Below are 1331 nucleotides of genomic sequence, written 5' to 3' on the forward strand. Positions count from 1 at the left end.
GGATGAGGTGAAAGCCGTCGGAGCAAAGCCGGTTTCGCGCGATGAGGGCGCAAGGCTGGGTTTCCGGCTGACATTACCTGCGCAGATCCTGGTGCTGTTCATCTCGGCCTTCCCGCTGTTGATGCAGCTCTACATCAGCGTCACCGACTGGTCGCCCCTGTCGGGCACCGGCTGGTGGAACGCCTGGTCGATGTGGAACAGCTTTGCCAACTACACCGATCTCGCCGCCGACGCGCGCTTCTGGAGCGCGCTGAAGCGTACGGCCATCGTCATGATCGTCTGCGTGCCGGCGGAATTCCTGCTCGGGCTGGCGCTGGCGACACTGTTTGCCGACGATTTCCCGGGCAAGCGCGTCTTCTATTCGATCCTGCTGATGCCGATGATGGTGGTGCCTGCCGTGGCCGGCTACATGTTCTTCATGCTGTTCCAGTCGGGCGGCCCGGTGAACGACATCTTGTCGGCGCTCACCGGATCTCTCGTCACCATCGCCTGGCTGTCGGATCCGACTCTGGCGCTGATTGCGGTGATGGTCGCCGACATCTGGCAATGGACGCCGCTGATGTTCCTTATCCTGCTTGCCGGCCTGGTCGGCGTGCCGGAGGACCAGATCAAGGCGGCGACGCTGCTCGGCGCCAATCCGTGGCAGCGCTTCGTCACCATCGTGCTGCCGAAGATGAAGACGATCATCATCATCGCGTTGGCGATCCGGGTGATCGAGAACTTCAAGATCTTCGACACGCTCTACATCATGACCGGCGGCGGTCCAGGCGTCGCTACCGAAACCATCTCGGTCTACATCTACAAGCTCACCACGCAGGACCTGATCTGGGGCTATGTGGCGGCGATCGCGCTGGCCATTTTGGTCGTGCTGTCGATCGTCGCAGTGTTTGCCATGAAGCGCATGGCGCGTGCACGCGAGGTACCGGCATGAGCGCCATCCACCTGCAAAACCTGGTCAAGAAATTCGGCGACTTCACCGCGCTGAAGACCATGGACCTGGCAATATCAGATGGCGAGTTCATGGCGCTGCTCGGCCCGTCGGGCTGCGGCAAGTCGACGACGATGAACATGATCGCCGGCATGGAAGAACCGACCGGCGGCAAGATCCTGTTTGGCGAGCGCGACATGGCCGGCGTGCCGATGGGCCGGCGTGGCGTCGGCTTCGTGTTCCAGAACTACGCCATCTTCACGCATATGACGGTGCGCCAGAACCTTGCCTATGGACCAAAAATGCGAGGGGCTGCCAAAGCCGAGATCGATCGCCGTGTCGGCGCCATCGCCGAGATGCTGCAGCTTTCGCCGCTGCTCGACCGCAAGGCCGACAGGCTGTC

General features: G+C 62.1%; 2 protein-coding genes. Both read left to right on the forward strand.

Annotation, left to right across the window (positions count from 1 at the left end; genetic code table 11):
- Positions 1–7: 7 nt before the first annotated feature.
- Positions 8–931 carry a sugar ABC transporter permease gene (locus EN969_RS31300; RefSeq protein ID WP_127419746.1) on the forward strand — a complete coding sequence of 308 codons (924 nt, stop codon included), beginning with the start codon at positions 8–10 and terminating at the stop codon, positions 929–931.
- Positions 928–1331: ABC transporter ATP-binding protein (locus EN969_RS31305; protein ID WP_164758674.1), on the forward strand; the 404-nt coding region annotated here is incomplete at its 3' end. The genes EN969_RS31300 and EN969_RS31305, both read left to right, overlap by 4 nt.

Source organism: Mesorhizobium sp. M7A.F.Ca.CA.003.01.2.1 (assembly GCF_003998945.1).
GTDB lineage: Bacteria > Pseudomonadota > Alphaproteobacteria > Rhizobiales > Rhizobiaceae > Mesorhizobium > Mesorhizobium ciceri.